The sequence below is a fragment of the Martinezella hainanensis genome, from assembly GCF_900094555.1.
In the GTDB taxonomy this organism is placed as follows: Bacteria; Pseudomonadota; Alphaproteobacteria; order Rhizobiales; family Rhizobiaceae; genus Rhizobium; species Rhizobium hainanense.
On the sequence record NZ_FMAC01000003.1, the window covers coordinates 219807 to 236739 of the forward strand.

Sequence of the window (16933 nt, forward strand, 5' to 3'; positions counted from 1 at the left end):
CGGTATTTTGGAAAATATCTATGGTCCTAAATCTAAAAGCCACGAAGCGACCACGAGGACGACCGCAGGTCCGTTGTGACGACGATACCCGGGCAATCGTTCTGTCGTCGGCCAGAAAGCGCTTCATGGAAGCGGGCTATGCCTCGGCATGCATCAACGACATCGCGCAGGATGCAGGTGTCTCGACCAAGACGGTCTATCGGCTGTTCGAGAGCAAGGGCGAGATTTTCAACGCCGTGATTACGGATCGTATTGCCCGTTTCAACGTCGAAGTGGACCAGGGGCTTCTCAGGCATCCGGACCTGCATCACCAACTCGAGCAAATCCTGATCGCCTACGGCCGTCTGGTGCTGGATCCGGAAACGATCGCGATCAATCGTCTTGCGGTGGCCGAGGCGGATCGCTTTCCCGAAATCGCGGCGTCCTTCTACGAGCGGGCGATCAAGGCCTCGACGGTGGTCTTCGAGGTCTGGCTGCGGAGCCAGCGCGACAAGGAGGCAATCAGGATCGCGGATATTTCGCGTGCCGCCGGCTTCCTGCGGGGAATGATGGCCATGGAGCCGCAACGAGCCGTCATGCTGGGCCAGCGATCGGCGCCGGATGACGAAGAGATCCAGGCCCGTGCGACGGAATGCGCGGCAATCTTCCTGCAGGGCTGTATTTCCAGCACCGCTTGAGCCGGAAACGAAGGGCGAAGCTGCCCGCGCAGTTGCGGGCAGCTTCCGGACTGGTCAGGGCGCGATGGTGAAGCCGTAGCTCCCGTTGGTCTTGTGGCCGTCCGTCGAGAGGGCATGCCATTCGACCGTGTACTTGCCGGGAGGCAGCTTGTCGGTCACAGGCACCATCAATGTGGTGCCGCTGTTCGTCAGCATGCCTTCGCCCGTTTTGACCGTGGCCTTGTCGGGGCCGGTCACCTTGATGCCGCTGAATTTCAGGTTGAGACCTTCCGAGAAGGTCAGGTCAAGTTCTGACGGCGCGGTCTTGACCGTGCCGTCGGCCATCGGGACGGCCGATTTCAGATGCGCATGTGCCATCGCCTGGCCGGCGAAGGCGATGCTGATGGCGGCAGCAGCGAAGATCATTCTCGTCATCGGGGGCATGTCTGATTTCCTCATCATGTTGATGACCCGCATTAAGCCTGCGGGTCGCGCGATGGCGATCGTCCGATCGCCGGATATCCGCCGGCAAACACACCGGACGGGTTTCCATCTTCCGTTGACATCGAAGGTCACGGATCTATTCCTGCTGCAGCAGATTTCGGATCTTCTGCAGCGCGACATCGGTGTTTTCCTGATAGGCGATCGTGCCCCTGAGATTGCCCTCGGCATCGACCAGAAGCACGGAGGCGGTGTGATCCATGGTGTATCCGCCGTCCGGTGTCGGTACCTTCTTGGCATAGATGCGCCAGCCCTTGATGGCCTTCTGCATCTCGCCCGGATCGCCCGTGATACCGGTGATGCGGTCGGTAAAATTGCCCGTGTAGCTGTGCATGATCTCGGGCGTGTCGCGCTCCGGATCGACGGTGAAGAAATAGGCTTTCAGTCCGTCGGCCTGCGGCCCGAGCGTCTTGAACCAGCCTGCCATGTCGTAGAGCGTGGTCGGGCAGACATCGGGGCAGTGCGTATAGCCGAAATAGAGGAGCGAGGGATGGCCCGATAGGGCCTTTTCGGTGATGGGCTCGCCGCGATCGTCCGTGAGCGTAAAGGCCGTGCCGAAACTGCCGGCTGCCCTGACCTGCGGTGTCATGAAGAATGTTGCGTAACCGATAAGGCCTGAGCCGATGACAAACATGAGGGCGATGGTCATTGCAGCAAAGCGTTGCCTATTTGACATGGGACGTCTCCCTGTCTGCAGCTATCGATCCGACCGGGAAATCGATGTCGACCGAGCCGGCTTTCTCGAACCTGAGCGTTGCCCTCACCGTCTGGCCCTGAAGGAAGGGCTCGGCGACCTTCATGAACATCACATGATAGCCGCCCGGTTTGAGCTCGACGGTTTTGCCGGCCGGGATGGCCAGGCCGTCGGCAAGCTCGCGCATGATCATGACGTCGTTGTCCATCTTCATCTCGTGAATCTGGACTGTCGCGGCACGCGGTGAGCTTGCAGCCACCAGCCGATCGTCGGTGTTGCCCATATTCGTGATGGTCATGTAGCCGCCCCCGACGGGAGCTCCCGGCACCATGGCTCGAACATAGGGCGCGGCGATGGTGAGGTTGCCGATTTTGACATCCTCGGCAAAAGCGAGGGAGGAAGACAGGAATGCCAGCTCGAAGGCGGCAAGAGCAAAAATGTGTTTCAGCATGATCGATATCCTTGATCCGGAAGAGGAGCGGGTGAGCGGAGCCGATGGCTCCGCTCGATCTCGTCAGGAAAAGAAACGCCGGAGCAGCGGCACGAAGCGAACCACGAATTGGTCGAGGAGCAGCATTGCGACGATGGCGGCTCCCGTCAGCGGGAAGGCCACGCCGAAGACGAGGGCAATGAGCCAGAGGCCGACATAAACCGATTTCTGCGGTGGCATCGGCGGCACGCCGAGACGGCCTGATGGCCGGCGCTTCCACCACATGGTTGCGGCCGTGACGCAGCACAGGATGATGGCGAGACAAGCAGCCAGCATCAGAAGCTGGTTGAAGAGGCCCCATTCCTGTCCCTGATGGACATTGATGCTCCATTCGATCGCCTTGCCGAGCGCCGGATATTGGCCGTAGGAAATGTCGATGAGCGGCTTGCCGGAATATTGATCGATGTGAACGGTTCGCTCCTCACCGAGGTCGCCGAAATAATGACTTGCGGTATAGACGCCGGTTTCATCCGCAGGGATGGCAAGGTCAGACCCGGCAACCATGCCCAGGCCGTGCATGATGTGGACAGCCTTGTTCAGGCCGATCGGCTTTGCCGATTGCACTGCCGCGACATCGGAGAGCGGAACGGGTGCATTCTCGACCACCCAACCGGCACGGCTGACGATATCCTGTGTCAGCTTCGTTGATTTCGGTACGTCGTCCCAGACAGCTGCCGGCGTTCCGAGATTATTCGCCGTCAGCCAGGCATTGACGTTGGCACCCCAGTACCCGGACCACGGCATGCCGCTAAAGGCCAGGAAGAAGATCAGAATGCCGGCAAGCGCGCCCGTCACGGCATGCAGGTCGCGCCAGAAGACGCGCCGCGATGGGTCGCCGCGAACCGTGAGCACGCCACCGGTCTGTTGGCGCGGCCACCACAGATAGATGCCGGTGACTACGAGAACGAGGGCAAAACCTGCAACGATCTCGATGATGCGGTTGGTCCATTTCCCGAAATATTCGAGGCTGTGGATGCGCTTGACGACCCAGCCGAACTCCTGCTTCGAGCCCACCGACCCCAGGATGCTGCCGTCATAGGGGTTGACGTAGATGATGGTTGATTGGCTGTCCTTGGATAGCGTTACCCAGGCTGAGCGGTTCGGCGCCGAGGCTTCGTGATAGGAGGTTACGCGGGCGCCTGGAAAGGCTGAGAGCGCTGCATCGGCGATCTGCTGCGGTTGCAGCATCGTGCCGGTCTCGGCGACGAGGTAGCGATGCGAATAGAAAGTGTCGGCAATCTGATCCTTGAACAGATAGAGCGAACCGGTGATCGCCAGATTGAGCATGAAGGGAATGACGAGAAGGCCGGCGAAAAAGTGCCAGCGCCAGATCGCCCGATAGAGTGAGATATTATGGGTTGCTGCGATTGCAGGCTCTGCAGCGGTAAGGGCAGACATGAAATCCTCCGAAGATCGGCAGGCTGCCGCTAGCGATCGATCCGAGGAGGCAGAGGCGATAATTCGCCGTTTGGAGTGAGCTCGCTTTACATGGCCGACCGGACCAATCGGTCCCGTCTTGTTCGGCAAGGTACAGCTGAGAACACCAATCCTCAGATTTTACGACCGAGGGGTCGCGATGCGGCAGCGTTGATTGCAGGCATCACGGCAAGGCCGCAACGCCGGTTCAGCCAACGATGTCGAGGAGGGGCGGCGCTCTCGGGCCTGTGTTCGGCGGATAAAGCTGGCGGTGGAAAGCCTCCGATCTTGCGACGACAGTCTCTCCGCGTGGGGAGGCAAGGCGCTCGCAAATTTCGGTCGGAGGCGTGGGCAGCATCGCGGCCGATGCGATCCGGCATGCCTCGCATCCGGGCGCATAGGCCTTCCCATGTACCTTGCCGTCGGCATCCTTGTAGGTGACGCAGAGGATGGGCAAGGATCCGTCCGGGAGCCTGTATTGCGCAAGTTCTGTCGGGGATATCTCGTCCGCGGTTGCGACAACAGGCTGATGGGCGAAGCCGACAAGCAGCAGCGCAACGGCGCAGATAATGCGCGCGCTCCACTGAAATATACGCGAAATTGTCTTCCGCATTCTTGTCCCCACCACCGCATTCGCGGATAAGGTTGCAGTCATAGGGCAGGCCTATTGCAAGCGCAATGCGTCAATTGTTGCCGCACTGAAGTTTACAAAAGCTGGTATCAGTCAGGGCTCGCCGCCGTCGCCGGGTCTCAGGGAATACCAAATTGGTGGAGAGCTCTTGATCGTTTCGCGCAGGGCGCCAGATAGGGCTGATCATTCGGATCCGTCGGCTTTCATAGTTCATTTCCGTTGATGGTCTATGATCTCCTGAGGACGCATGGCTGCATCTGGCCTGAATTACAGATTCCGGACGCAGCGATATTGAGACATATTGCTTCAGAAATTCGATTGCGACGATGACCATCACTTCCAGTTCCTGCCCGAACTTTTTTGCCACGCCGCCGATCGGCGAGAGGCTTGGTAAACCATTTTGCGGAGATCGCATGGTATCCCACACCGACTTCGACTATGCCGGTATAGGTCATTCGTTGCGGCTCGTTGCGAGGACTGGGAATAGCAATGGAAACTGAAACACATTTGGTTTCGCTGATACGCGTCCTCGGCCAGGTGGCGATCATCGTCTATGCCTATTCCTGGGTCATCCGGATCGTTGAACGCGGTGCGTTGAAATCCGTGGCCGTCGGACTGCTGTTCGGGCTTGTCGGCATCCTGTCGATGGGCGATCCGATACAATGGATGCCGGGTGTCATTCAGGATGGCCGTTCGATCCTCCTTGTCCTTACGCCGATCTATGGTGGCCTTCTGGGAACCATTGTCGCTGCGGCGATGATGGGTCTGTTTCGGCTCATGGTTGGCGGCATGGGTGCGGTTGGCGGCGTTGCCGGCATCGTGATCGTCGCGCTCGCGGGCTATGCGCTGAGCCTCCTGCCGCGGCAATGGACCGGTACAGGGTGGAGGCGGTCGGCTCTGTTCGGTCTGGCGACCTGCTCATCCATGGTGGTTCTCTTCTTTCTGCCGTGGGCGGTTGCGCGCGCGCTTCTCATCTCGGCGACCCTTCCGGTGACGATCGTCAATATCCTCGGCGTCATGCTGCTGTCGGACCTGCTGCAGCGGGAGCAATATCGCATCGGCATCCAGCGTGCGCTGGAGAATGAAGCGAGCCTCGATCCGCTCACAAGGCTTCCCAACCGCCGTGTGCTGCAGCGCGAAGGCGATCGATGCAGCAAGGAAGCGGGCACGCGGCGCATCCCTTTCTCGATCATCATGCTCGATATCGATCACTTCAAGAAGATCAACGACAGCTGGGGCCATGCCTTTGGCGACACTGTTCTGGCGCGGCTGGCCGATGTCATCCGGCAAACCGTGCGCAAGACCGACATTGCCGCCCGCTATGGCGGTGAGGAGATCGTCGTGCTGCTGCCGAACACCGATACGCGGGCTGCGGCTGCCGTTGCGGAGAAAATTCGCAAGGATATCGAGGGTACGACCTTGATGTTCGAGCAGGAAGCCGTCCACGTCACCGTCAGCATCGGTATTGCCTGCTCGCTTGAGCCGACCACGGATTTCAAACATGTGCTTGAGGCTGCCGATAAGGCGCTCTACCGCGCAAAGGCCGGCGGAAGAAATCGCGTGGAACTGGCAGAGGCTGCATAGGCCGGGCGCCACTCCTTCGGCGACGAGTATGATGTGCTCTTTCTTCTTTGTTATCCAAGCGTTCTTGACGGGAAGGGGCAGTCCGGAATAACTGGACGCGACGGTTCCCCAAGGAAGACTCCGCGGGGATTAATAGGGAACACGGTGAGGACGACCCAAGAGGGACCTAGACCGTGGCTGCCCCCGCAACTGTAAGCGGATTGCCGATCATCCAGGAGCGATCTTTGCCGGTTCGCTTCTGAGGCTTCAAGCCATGCCACTGCAGCCAAGCCTGCGGGAAGGCAGATGATCGTCAGAGATCCGCAAGCCAGGAGACCTGCCGTCGATCACGATCCAATCAGCCGGGCGGGGATGCCCGGAAGGGACAGAGAATGATTGACCTGAGCCTTCGATACTATCCGACCTCTATCGGCCTTGATTGGGATCCTCGCAACCGGCGGCGGTCTTCCTCAGCGTAATCGTGCTGACACCGCCCAGTTTCCTCATCCTGCCGAGATCTTTCATGCGCCATTTTTTGACGACCATCACATTTGCACTTGGGCTGACCGGGTTTGCCGCCTCCGGCTTCGCCGCCACCCAATATCCCCTGACAATCAATAATTGCGGGCAGAAGGTGACCTTCCAGAAGGCGCCGGTCAAGATCGTTTCGATCGGCCAGGGCATGACCGAGATCCTGCTCTCGCTTGGCCTGGCCGACAAGATCGCCGGCACGGCCGTCTGGGTCGGCCCGGTGTTGCCGCAATATGCCGAAGCCAATGCCAAGATTCCGCGGCTTGCCGACAATGATCCGAGCTTCGAATCCGTCGTCGGCAAGGAACCGGATCTCGTCGCCGCCGAATTCGAGTGGCATGTCGGTGCACAGGGCTCCGTCGGCAAGCGCGAACAGTTTTCAGAACTGGGCATCAACACCTACATCGCGCCGACCGATTGCGTCGCCAAGGTCAATACCGATGGCGGCGATGGTGTGCGCAAGGAACTGTTCACGATGGACCTGGTCTACAAGGAGATCGGCGAACTCGCCGAGATCTTCGACGCGAAGGATCGCGGTGATGCCTTGATTGCGGACCTGAAGAAGCGCGAAGCGGACGCGGTCGCCTCGATTTCAGGCGCAAAGTCCAAGGACCTGCCGATCGTCTTCTGGTTCTCCGGCAAGGAAGTTAGCGGCGATGCCTTCATCGCCGGCAAGAACAGCGCGCCGGCCTATATTCTGAAGACAATCGGCGCCAGGAACGTCGTGACTACCGAAGAAGAATGGCCGCTCGTCGGATGGGAAACCATCGCGCAGGCGAATCCGGCCGTGATCGTCATCGCCACCATGGACCGCCGCCGCTATGCGGCCGACGATCCGAAGGTCAAGGTCGATTTCCTCGAGAAGGACCCGGTCACCAGCCAGCTCGACGCCGTCAAGAACAAGCATTTCGTCATGATGGATGCGCAGTCGATGAACCCGACTATCCGCACCATCGATGGCATCGAAATCCTCGCCAAGGGCATCAAGTCCTTCGGTCTGGCGCAGTAAGATATGAGCCTCGTTGCGCAACGTCGGTCATGGTGGACGCATTTGGTGCTTGCCGTGGCTGCCATCATGATCCTGGCATTCATGATCAGCCTTGCGGTGTCGATCGGCGAGATTTCCATCCCGCTGTCGACCACCGCCAAGGCGGTCTCGAACCGGATGTTCGGAACGAGTTTCGAGCTCAGCCGTATCCATCAGGGCATCGTCTGGGATTATCGGCTGAGCCGGGCGCTGGTTGCCGCAAGCACGGGTGCTGCGCTGGCGCTCAGCGGTGTGATCCTGCAGGCGCTGCTGCGTAATCCGCTTGCCGAGCCCTATGTGCTTGGCATTTCGGCGGGGGCTTCGACCGGCGCGGTCTGCATCATGATCCTCGGGCTCGGCTACGGCATTCTGGGGCTTTCCGGCGGAGCCTTCATCGGTGCGGTCGTCGCCTTCCTTTTCGTCGGTCTCCTGGCCGCGGGTGTCGGCGGCACGAGCGAGCGCATCATCCTGTGCGGTGTCGCCGGATCCCAGCTTTTCAACGCGCTCACCTCCTATATCGTCACCACCTCGGCCAATGCCGAGCAGGCGAGGGGCGTCATGTTCTGGCTGCTCGGTTCCCTCAGCGGCGTGCGCTGGCCGGATGTCTATCTTTCCGGGCCGGTCGCCATCATCGGCTTTATCGTCTGCATGGCGCATGTCCGCGTGCTCGATGCCTTCATCTTCGGCACGGATGCGGCCGCCTCGCTCGGCATCGCGGTCAGACGTGCGCAAATCGTGCTGCTTGGCGTGACGGCCTTCATGACGGCAGCGGTCGTCAGCATTGTCGGCTCGATCGGCTTCGTCGGATTGGTCATCCCGCATGCCGCCCGTTTCGTCGTCGGTCCAAGCCACGATCGGCTGCTGCCGGCGGCGGCTCTGGCCGGCGCCATCTTCATGGTTGGCGCTGATATCATTTCGCGAGTCATCATCCCCCAGCAGATCCTGCCGATCGGTGTGGTCACGGCCCTGTTCGGTGCCCCGGCCTTCGCCATTATTCTCTATCGCGCCCGGAGGACGGCATGAGCATTGCTGTTGATACGGTGACCTTTGCCGCCGGCAACACGCTGATCGTCAACGGCGTCAGCCTGTCGGTGGAAAGGGGCAAGGTTCTCGGTCTTCTCGGGCCGAACGGCTCGGGGAAATCCAGCCTGCTGCGGCTGATCTGCCGGCTGCGCAAGGTCAAGAGCGGTGTCATCCGGCTCGGTGGCAGCGACATAGCCTCGATCTCGCGCGGGGATATCGCCCGCCGCATCGCACTCGTCGAACAGCAGGCGACGACCGATACGCAGGTCACCGTGATGGATGTCGTGCGCCTTGGCCGTACGCCGCATCGGGGGCCTCTCTCATCCTGGAGCGCTCACGACGATGCGGCGGTTGCGGACGCGCTCGCCCGCGTCGGCATGCAGGGCCGTGCCGGGCAGTTGTGGCAAACCCTTTCCGGTGGCGAGCGGCAGCGCGTCCATATCGCGAGAGCGCTTGCCCAGACCCCGAGCGAGCTGCTGCTCGACGAGCCCACAAATCACCTCGATATCCAGCACCAGCTCGATATTCTCGGTCTGGTCTCCAAGCTTGACGTTACCTCGATCGTGGCGCTGCACGACCTCAATCTGGCGGCCATGTTCTGCGACAGCCTTGCGGTGCTGCAGAAGGGCGCGGTCGTTGCGGCCGGTCCGCCGGAAGAGGTGCTGACGCAGGAACTGATCGAGCGGGTATTCGGCGTGCGCGCACATGTCCAGAAGTCCTCGGTTCACGGCCGGTGCAACATACAGTACATCGCGGGCTGAGTTCGTGGACGGCGCCAATTTCGATCTCAAGGAGGAGATCACGGACTGGTCGTCGAAACGGTCCGAGACGTTCGATCCTGCCGGATGAGGTCAATGCCGCGCATCCCCGAGGGCTCGGCTTCTTTCTTCCTCATGGCCTCTACCGAAGCGGGATCCAGAGCGGCGATTTCCAGGCCTTCAGCGCATCGAGGAAAACCTGCAGCTTCAGGGGAATGAAGCGCCGCGTCTGGTAGACTGCGTGCAGGAAGATTTCAGGCGAGGTCCACTCCGGCAGAAGGCGAACGAGTTCGCCGCGCTCGATGCGCTCATCGCAGTAGTTCGAAGATAGCAGGCCTATGCCGTGCCCCTTGTAGGTGAATGCGCTCACGGACTGGAAGTCGCGGCTCGAGATCGGCCCCGAAACCTGGACTTTCGCCGATTTGCGGCCGCTGACCAGATGCCATTCGGCTTCGTTGTTGCGGCTGTTCATCAAGATGCATTGGTGCTCGCTGAGATCCTCGGGTTTAGCGGGGATGGGCCGGCCGCGCAAATAGTCCGGTGTCGCCACCACATAGCGGACGCTCTTGCCGATGCGTTGCGCGATGATGGTCGAGTCCCGCAGTTCCCCGAAGCGGATGGCGAGATCGACATTCTCGGCGATCAGGTCGAGAAACGTATTGGTGATGAAGAGATCGATCCGGATGAGCGGATAGGTTTTCAGGAAATCGGATATGAAATCGTAGAACGGCTCCTGGCTCAGGACCACGGGAGCCGATATACGGAGAAGCCCTTCCGGCTTTCTCTGTGTGTCGACGAGCACTCGCTCGGCATCATGGAGATGACTGAGCGGCTCGCTGCACTGGTTGAAATAGGCGCGTCCTTGTGCCGTAAGATTCAATTTGCGCGTCGTGCGCTGCAGCAGCGTGACGCCCAGTTGCTCTTCCAGCGCCGTTACCCTTCGGCTCACGGTGGAAACGGGCATGCCGAGAGCGTGAGCCGCGCGGCTGAAGCTTTCGAACTGCGCCACCTTCACAAATATCGCAATGTCGTTCAGGTCGGTCATGTCGTGATTTTTGCATGAATGGAAAATTGATTCCATATATTTCCATCTAATCGCATAAAGCCCAAATGGGCATATTCCTCTCACGAGAGCAAGCCAACCACCTCATCCTCTCTCGATCACGCCGGCTTTCGAAGCCAGGCGCGCGGCGGTGGGGTCGCTTCGTGCAAAGGAGAATGACAATGCAAACAGGAAAGACGGTGCTCATTACCGGGGCCTCGCAGGGCATCGGTGCGGCAATTGCCAATACCTTCCTCGACCGCGGTTACAATGTGGTCGCAACCTCGCGCCGGGTCAGCCAGACGAACGAGATCAAGGCCTCAGAAAGATTGGTCCGTGTCGATGGCGATATTGCCGATCCAGCCACGGCTGAGCGCGTTGTAGACGCCGCGCTCGCCCGCTTCGGAACGATCGACGCGCTCGTCAACAATGCCGGTATCTTCTTCACCAAGTCGTTCGTGGACTACACGGCCGAGGATTACCGCCAGCTTGCCGCCACGAATCTGGAGGGCTTTATCCATCTGACACAGCTTGCTGTACGACAGATGCTGAAGCAGAAGACCAGCGGCAGCATCGTCAGCATCACGACACCCCTGGTCGATCATCCGATCGCCGGCATCAATGCTTCCGTCGCCATGGCCACCAAGGGCGGGATTGAGGCGATGTCGAAAAATATTGCCCTCGAATACGCGAAAGAGGGCATCCGTGTGAATACGGTTGCGCCCGGCGTGGTCGATACACCGCTGCACAAGGATAATCCCAAGGATTTCCTCAAGACCTTATCACCGATGGAAGGCATCTCCTCCGCCCAGGAAATCGCCGATGCCGTCCTCTTCCTGACCGAGGCTCGGCGCATAACCGGGGAGGTGCTGAACGTCGACGGCGGCGCACATCTGGGCAAATGGTAAGCGCGGTCGCAGCGTCGGCTGCTGGCGCGGAACAGCGGCTTAAGGATCTTGGTTACCTGCTTCCGCCACCTCCGACACCATTTGGAGCCTATGTGGAAGGGATACGGATCGGAAAGCTCCTGTTCCTGAGCGGCATGCTGCCGGTCATCGACCGCAAGCCGCAATTTGTCGGCCGCCTTGGTGCGGAACTATCCGTAGAGGATGGATACAAGGCTGCCGAGCTTGCGACTCTCAGCGCATTGTCGGCGATCAAAGAATATCTCGGTTCGCTCGACAAGGTCACAGCGGTTGCCAAGCTCGGCGTCTACATTGCAACGCAAGGCGATTTCCGTGATCACCCGAAAGTCGCCGATGGAGCCTCCGAATTGCTCCTCAAGATCTTCGGTCCTGAATTGTTGTCGGGCCGCGTGGTCCTTGGCGTCGCCAGCCTGCCACTTGGTCTGCCGGTTGAAATCGAGCTCGTGCTCGAGGTCGCGGATTGAGATGCTTTACCCCGGTCGGACAAGTTCCGATCGGGGTGGGCTAATGAATACGACTAGTTCAACCGGTGACGGAACATCCAGGCGGCGACTGGCATGGTCGCGGCGGCGATGGCGACGAGCGCCAGCATGTCGGGAAGCAGTGTATCAAGGCCCGCACCTTCGAGGTAGACGCCGCGGGTGATGCTGATTGCGTATTTCAGCGGATTGATCATTGTCGCATATTGCAGGACCTCGGGCATGTTGTCGGTCGGCGACATCAGCCCGGAGAGCAGCATGAACGGCATCAGGAAGACGAAGCAGAGGATCATCGCCTGCTGCATGTTGGCGGCGATCGACGACAGGAACAGTCCGAAGCCGATCGCCGCGGCAAGGAAGAGGCTCAGCCCGAGATAGAGCGTCAGGAACGAGCCGGCAAACGGGATGCGGAACCAGAACAAGGCCACCAGCAGGATCGTCGATGCCTGGGTGATGCCGACGATCATCGAGGGCACCGCCTTGCCGATCATGATCTCGGTCGGCGTGAAGGGTGCGACGAGCAGCTGATCGAAGGTTCCTTCCTCGCGTTCGCGGGCGACGGACATGGCCGTCAGCATCATCGTCATCAGCATGGTGATCGTGCCGATCAGCGAGGGGACCATGCTCCATCGCGTTTCCAGCTGCGGATTGTACCAGGCGCGGGTCGCGACCTGCACGGCATTGCCGGCGCCGCCCTTCTGAGCAAGCCAGTCCGCGGTGAAATCGCTGACGATCGTATTGGCATAGCCCTGCGCGATACCGCTGGTATTGGAGTTTCTGCCATCGCCGATGACCTGTATTGTGCCGGAGGTTCCGGATTCCAGCTGCCTTTCGAAATCGTGCTCGATGACGATGATCAGCACCGCCTGCTTGGTATCGAGGAGTTTTACCGCCTGGCCCGTCTGCGTCAGCGTTGCCACCCTTTCGAATATGCCCGATCCCTCGAGCTTGGCGACAAGGTTACGCGACGTCGTCGTCCTGTCCTGGTCGACGAGCGCGTAGGGGACTGTGTTGAGGTCATAGGTGGCGGCGTAGCCGAAGATCAGGCACTGGAGGATGGGCGGAACGACGAGACTTGCCCGGCTTCTCGGGTCCTTCAGGATGACGAGGAGTTCCTTGCGGATCAGCGTTGCGATGCGCAAAAGTGAGGCGATCAACATGGCTATGCGATCCTCTTTCGGGTCATTCGCACGGCAAGCGCCAAAAGGGCCGTGGCCATGCCGGCAAGCACTGCCGCATTCGGCAGAATGACGCTCCAGATATTGCCGGCGAGAAACAAGGTTTGCAGCAGGGTGACGAAATACCGGCCGGGGAAGATGTAGGTGATGATCTGCACGGCCACTGGCATGCTCCGCGGATCGAACATGAAGCCCGAGAGCATCATGGCCGGCAGGAAGGTCACGAGAACGGTCACCTGGCTTGCGATGAACTGGCTCTTCGTGATCGAGGATATGGCAAGGCCAAGGCCCAGCGCCACCAGAAGATAGAGCATGGAGACGACGGTGAGGATCAGCAGCGATCCGCGCAGCGGCACGCCGAAGAGCAGCCGGCTGCCGACGACGCACAGTGCAAGGCCAGCAAGTCCGAGAAGAAAATAGGGAACGGTCTTGCCGAGCAGGATCTCGGTCGAGCGCACCGGCGTTACGAACAGCGCCTCGAAGGTGCCGCGTTCCCATTCTCGGGCCATGACGAGGGCGGTCAGAAGCGCGCCGATCAGCGTCATGACGAGGACGACGAGGCCGGGGACAAGGAAGTAGCTGCTATCATTGGCTTCGTTGAACCACAGCCGGGATTCGATCGTGACGCTGCCGCTGCCGACCGTCCTCTTTCGCGACGCTTCCTTGGCGGCCCAGACGCCGACTGCCGCTTCGGCATAGCTCAGCGATATGCGCGCCGTATTGGCATCGCTGCCGTTGACGACCACCTGAACCTCGCCGTTTCCCTGGGCGACCTTGCGCGCGAAATCCGAGGGTATGCGCAGGATGGCCCTTGCCTCGGATGAGAGGAGCATCTTTTCTGCCTCGGCCATCGTCTTGACCGGCTTCGGCGAGAAGTAACTGGAGAGCTCGAAGGCTGCGGCCACGCTGCGCGCTTCGGCCGAATTCTCTTCCATGACGATCGCAACGGGAACGTTCTTGACGTCGAGATTGATGCCGTATCCAAACAGGATCAGCAGCGCCACCGGCATGACGATGCCGATCGCGATGCTGCTCGGGTCGCGCAGGAGCTGCCAGGTTTCCTTGCGGATGAGCGCACGGATGCGGCGCAGGGCTGCGCGAAATCCCTGGGCTGGTCTGTCGATGGACTGGGTCATGCCGCCTTCTCCATTTGTCTGTGCCGCTCTTTCTCGACGATGGTGATGAAGGCCTCCTCCATCGTCGCAGCCGCTTCGCCATGGGCGCCGGCGTGGGCGCGGATTTCGACCGGCGTTCCCTCGGCCAGGTTCTTGCCGGCATCGAGGATGATGATCCGGTCGCAATATTCGGCCTCTTCCATGAAATGCGTCGTAACGATGATGGTGACACCCTGCTCCGAGAGAGCGGTAATCCGCCCCCAGAATTGCCGTCGCGCCAGCGGGTCGGCACCGCTCGTGGCTTCGTCGAGGAAGAGAATGTCCGGCTCGTGCAGGAGAGCGGCGGCCAATGCCAGCCGCTGCTTGAAACCGCCCGGAAGCTGGCCGCTCGGCAGTCTTGAAAACTGGTCGAGCTCGAACTGGCTCTTTAGTGTGGCGATCCTGTCCTTTCGGTGTTTGCCGCGCAGTCCGTAGGCGCTTGCGAAGAATTCCAGATTCTCGTCGACGCTGAGCTGGCCATAGAGCGAAAATTTCTGTGCGACATAGCCCAGTCGTTCCCGCGCCTTCGCGCCTGCCTTCAGCAGGTCGGAGCCAGCGACCATCAACGTGCCGCCGCTTGCTGGAAGCAGGCCGCAGAGCATTCGGAAGGTCGTGCTCTTTCCCGCACCGTTCGGGCCAAGCAGACCATAGACCTCACCCTTGCGGACGCTGAAGCTGACATGATCGACGGCGGTGAAATCCCCGAACTTGCGGACGAGGTCGCGAACCTGCACGACCGTTTCATCGCCATTGCGATTGCTCGACGAAGCGCCGTCATGGCCTTTGCGCTCGATATCTCCGGCAACAGCATCGAACAGCATCATGAAAGCATCTTCAAAGCGCGGTGCTACGCTTTCTGTCTCAAGCCTCGTGCCGCCCAGCTCCAGTGGCTCGTCCTTCTGGTCCGGCTTGCGTACGATCCGCACGCGGCCGGCCTCCGGCACGGCATCGACAATGCCGGGAAGAGCAAAGAGACGCGCCTGCAGCGACCTTGCCGGCATATCGTTCATGCCCCGGACCATGAAGCAGCAACCATCGGCCTTTGCCGTAATCTTGGATGGTGGCCCCTGGTCGAGGATCTTGCCCGCATGCATAAGCACGGCATGTTCGCAGCGTTCGGCCTCATCAAGGTACGAGGTCGCCATGATCACCGAAAGCCCATCTTCCTTGACGAGCTTGAAGACGATTTCCCAGAGCTCGCGCCGCGACAGCGGGTCGACGCCAACCGTGGGCTCATCGAGCAGCAGCAGTTCCGGTGCCCGCACCAGCGTGCAGGCGAGGCCGAGCTTCTGCTTCATGCCCCCCGACAATTTGCCCGCTGGACGTTCCTTGAATCGGCCGAGCTGCGTCATCTCGAAAAGCCGGGGATAGGTTTCGTCGCGCTGCAACTGCGTCACGCCATGCAGATCGGCGTAGAGATCGAGGTTCTCCTGAACGCTCAAATCTTCATAGAGGCCGAATTTTTGGGGCATATAGCCGATCCGGTCCTGGACATGTTGCGGCTCTTTGGCGATGTCGATGCCGATCACCTCCAGGCTGCCGACATCCGGCGCGATGAGGCCGCATGCCAGGCGCAGCAGTGTCGTCTTGCCGGCGCCGTCCGGACCGACGAGCGCCGTCAACGCCCCCTTGCGGACGTCGAGCGAGACATCGGCAAGCGCCTCCACCGTTTCGCCGGTATCCCGCCGAAACGTCTTGCGAACATTCCTTGCTATGACCGAGAGATCGCCGGAGCTCATGGCATCCTCGTTCTATTGCTGTTCGGTAGTGGCAACATTGGCCTGCTCGCCCGGAAGCGGCCTGACGGTTGCCGGCATGCCCAGTCGCAGCACGTTGTCGGGATCGTCCACGAAGATTCTGACTTCATAGACGAGGCTGGTGCGCAGTTCTTCCGTCTGCACAGACTTCGGCGTGAACTCTGCAACGGAGGAAATGAAGCCGATCCATCCCTGGATTGTGCGCCCGGGCAGCGAATCCATGGTGACATTCGCCTTCATGCCGGGGCGGAGCATTCCAAGCTGGGTTTCCGAGACATAGGCGCGCACCCATTTCGGGCTGATGGTCGCAAGCGAAAAGGCTGCACGTGTGGGGGAGGCCATTTCGCCGGGTTCGATCAGTCTTGACTGCACGATCGCGTCGACAGGCGCCTTCAGCTCGGCATCGGCAAGCTGCTGGTGCAGGAGCGCGACATTGGCTTCTGCCGCATGCAGCTGCGCTTCCGCCTCCTGAATGTCCTCGATGCGGGAGCCGACGACGAGCAGATCCAGCGCCTTCTGGTTCGCGACCACTTTGGCGTCGGCAACGGCGGACGCCGAGCGCGCTTCGTCCAGAGCCTGCTGGCTGACGGCGGCTTTGGGAGCAAGGGCGGTCTGACGCTCGAGCTGGGCGCGCGCGTTCACTGCTTCCGCCTTGGCGGATTCGAGATTGGCGCGGGATTGCGCAATCTCCTCCGGGCGACTGCCGTTCTTGAGGCGGTCGAGATTGGCGCGTTGGCTCGCGGCCTGCGCCTCGGCTTGGGCGACCTGCGGCATCAACCGGCTTGTATCCAGCTTGGCAACGATCTGGCCTTTCTTGACTTGTGCGCCCTCTTCGACAAGGACTTCGGCCACACGTTCGCTGCCGTTGAAGGCGAGGCTGAGCTGTCTGAAATCGATATTTCCATAGAGAACGAGTTCGTTCGAGCCGCTGTCCCGATGAAAATACCACCAGGCACCGCCCGCGACGGCGATCAGGAGAACCAGGATGACGATGACGCGCTGCATGCTTAGTTTGAACTCCAAAGAAATGCCGGCCTTGGGGAAACGAACGATGACTGAGACCGATCAGCGGGTGATTATAACACTTGTAAAATTCAAATTTCAAAT

The 16933-nt window shown here is 60.4% G+C and carries 17 protein-coding genes and 1 riboswitch; of the genes, 7 read left to right on the forward strand and 10 right to left on the reverse strand.

From position 1 onward, the window contains the following. Positions 1–20 precede the first annotated feature (20 nt). Complete coding sequence (locus tag GA0061100_RS11580) at positions 21–677, forward strand: TetR/AcrR family transcriptional regulator C-terminal domain-containing protein (RefSeq protein ID WP_075852852.1); 657 nt, start codon at positions 21–23, stop codon at positions 675–677. A 54-nt stretch (positions 678–731) separates the two neighbouring features. Here the strand turns inward: GA0061100_RS11580 and copC are convergent, their stop codons facing one another. The 5 genes from copC to GA0061100_RS11605 form a co-directional block, all read right to left on the reverse strand. After that, entirely contained in the window at positions 732–1100 is a 369-nt protein-coding gene (gene copC, locus GA0061100_RS11585) for a copper homeostasis periplasmic binding protein CopC (RefSeq protein ID WP_075852853.1), read from the reverse strand. A 136-nt stretch (positions 1101–1236) separates the two neighbouring features. Continuing rightward, entirely contained in the window at positions 1237–1833 is a 597-nt protein-coding gene (locus tag GA0061100_RS11590) for an SCO family protein (protein WP_075852854.1), read from the reverse strand. Beyond that, positions 1823–2302, reverse strand: a complete 480-nt coding sequence (locus GA0061100_RS11595) for a copper chaperone PCu(A)C (RefSeq protein ID WP_075852855.1) — start codon at positions 2300–2302, stop codon at positions 1823–1825. The genes GA0061100_RS11590 and GA0061100_RS11595 overlap by 11 nt, the downstream gene beginning before the upstream one ends. A gap of 63 nt (positions 2303–2365) precedes the next feature. Further along, entirely contained in the window at positions 2366–3739 is a 1374-nt protein-coding gene (locus tag GA0061100_RS11600) for a PepSY-associated TM helix domain-containing protein (protein WP_075852856.1), read from the reverse strand. Positions 3740–3965: 226 nt separating this feature from the next. After that, the gene (locus GA0061100_RS11605; protein WP_075852857.1) at positions 3966–4370 is read right to left on the reverse strand and encodes a hypothetical protein; all 405 of its coding nucleotides are present in this window, start codon (positions 4368–4370) and stop codon (positions 3966–3968) included. Positions 4371–4877: 507 nt separating this feature from the next. Between GA0061100_RS11605 and GA0061100_RS11610 the strand changes: the two genes are divergently transcribed. The 4 genes from GA0061100_RS11610 to GA0061100_RS11625 all read left to right on the forward strand — a co-directional run bounded on the left by GA0061100_RS11610 (position 4878) and on the right by GA0061100_RS11625 (position 9293). Then, on the forward strand, positions 4878–5972 hold the full coding sequence (locus tag GA0061100_RS11610) for a GGDEF domain-containing protein (protein WP_075852858.1): 1095 nt from the start codon (positions 4878–4880) through the stop codon (positions 5970–5972). 84 nt (positions 5973–6056) lie between these two features. Continuing rightward, positions 6057–6310, forward strand: a riboswitch (cobalamin riboswitch). Positions 6311–6474: 164 nt separating this feature from the next. Next, entirely contained in the window at positions 6475–7491 is a 1017-nt protein-coding gene (locus tag GA0061100_RS11615; RefSeq protein ID WP_075852859.1) for an ABC transporter substrate-binding protein, read from the forward strand. 3 nt (positions 7492–7494) lie between these two features. Further along, positions 7495–8532, forward strand: a complete 1038-nt coding sequence (locus GA0061100_RS11620; protein ID WP_075852860.1) for a FecCD family ABC transporter permease — start codon at positions 7495–7497, stop codon at positions 8530–8532. Then, positions 8529–9293, forward strand: coding sequence for an ABC transporter ATP-binding protein (locus GA0061100_RS11625; RefSeq protein WP_075852861.1), 765 nt, complete (start codon positions 8529–8531; stop codon positions 9291–9293). Before GA0061100_RS11620 ends, GA0061100_RS11625 begins: the two co-directional genes overlap by 4 nt. Positions 9294–9432: 139 nt before the next feature. On the opposite strand, the gene GA0061100_RS11630 is transcribed toward GA0061100_RS11625, so the two are convergent. Next, on the reverse strand, positions 9433–10335 hold the full coding sequence (locus GA0061100_RS11630) for a LysR family transcriptional regulator (RefSeq protein ID WP_075853245.1): 903 nt from the start codon (positions 10333–10335) through the stop codon (positions 9433–9435). Positions 10336–10514: 179 nt separating this feature from the next. On the opposite strand from GA0061100_RS11630, the gene GA0061100_RS11635 reads away from it, so the two are divergent. Both GA0061100_RS11635 and GA0061100_RS11640 read left to right on the forward strand, forming a co-directional pair. Beyond that, positions 10515–11240 carry an SDR family NAD(P)-dependent oxidoreductase gene (locus GA0061100_RS11635; protein WP_075852862.1) on the forward strand — a complete coding sequence of 242 codons (726 nt, stop codon included), beginning with the start codon at positions 10515–10517 and terminating at the stop codon, positions 11238–11240. After that, the gene (locus GA0061100_RS11640) at positions 11234–11722 is read left to right on the forward strand and encodes a RidA family protein (RefSeq protein ID WP_075852863.1); all 489 of its coding nucleotides are present in this window, start codon (positions 11234–11236) and stop codon (positions 11720–11722) included. Before GA0061100_RS11635 ends, GA0061100_RS11640 begins: the two co-directional genes overlap by 7 nt. Before the next feature lie 53 nt (positions 11723–11775). Here GA0061100_RS11640 and GA0061100_RS11645 read toward each other — a convergent pair whose 3' ends face one another. The 4 genes from GA0061100_RS11645 to GA0061100_RS11660 are packed head-to-tail and all read right to left on the reverse strand — an operon-like array spanning position 11776 to position 16831. Beyond that, positions 11776–12897 (reverse strand): ABC transporter permease, encoded by a 1122-nt coding sequence (locus GA0061100_RS11645; protein ID WP_083961320.1) that lies wholly within the window; start codon positions 12895–12897, stop codon positions 11776–11778. Positions 12898–12899: 2 nt separating this feature from the next. Beyond that, the gene (locus GA0061100_RS11650) at positions 12900–14051 is read right to left on the reverse strand and encodes an ABC transporter permease (RefSeq protein WP_075852864.1); all 1152 of its coding nucleotides are present in this window, start codon (positions 14049–14051) and stop codon (positions 12900–12902) included. After that, positions 14048–15808: an ATP-binding cassette domain-containing protein gene (locus tag GA0061100_RS11655; protein WP_075852865.1), complete on the reverse strand. Its 1761-nt coding sequence runs from the start codon at positions 15806–15808 to the stop codon at positions 14048–14050. Before GA0061100_RS11655 ends, GA0061100_RS11650 begins: the two co-directional genes overlap by 4 nt. 12 nt (positions 15809–15820) lie before the next feature. Further along, positions 15821–16831, reverse strand: a complete 1011-nt coding sequence (locus tag GA0061100_RS11660; protein ID WP_075852866.1) for an HlyD family secretion protein — start codon at positions 16829–16831, stop codon at positions 15821–15823. Positions 16832–16933 lie beyond the last annotated feature (102 nt).